This window comes from Chryseobacterium sp. BGARF1, from assembly GCF_001677955.1.
In the GTDB taxonomy this organism is placed as follows: Bacteria; Bacteroidota; Bacteroidia; order Flavobacteriales; family Weeksellaceae; genus Chryseobacterium.
In genome coordinates this window covers 1-243 of the sequence record NZ_LELA01000221.1, presented here as the reverse complement: position 1 = coordinate 243, position 243 = coordinate 1, and the positions used below count along the sequence as shown (strand labels likewise).

The following is a 243-nucleotide window of genomic DNA, read 5'->3' as shown; positions in this document are numbered from 1 at the left end:
GACCATCGATACTTCGAAAAACCAAATGTACATGGCTTGACATAATGCACCATGCATGTATTTCTAACCCTTTATTCTTTTGGCAAAACCTTAAACTTTCTAAAAGAATTTCTTTGTATTCATTTTTGATAAATACATCAAGCCAACCTACGACAGCAAAACTTATGAAGTATAATCCTTCGGGATTATGAAACTTGTAATTTCTGCTCATCTTTATGTTTTTTATAAAGATAAAACTTTTGA

Annotated in this window: 1 protein-coding gene; it reads right to left on the bottom strand. The window is 30.5% G+C overall.

Translation table 11 applies throughout. The features are described from left to right. On the bottom strand, nucleotides 1–211 hold a 211-nt coding region (locus tag AB671_RS21685; RefSeq protein ID WP_185114163.1), incomplete at its 3' end, for a transposase. Nucleotides 212–243: the final 32 nt, after the last annotated feature.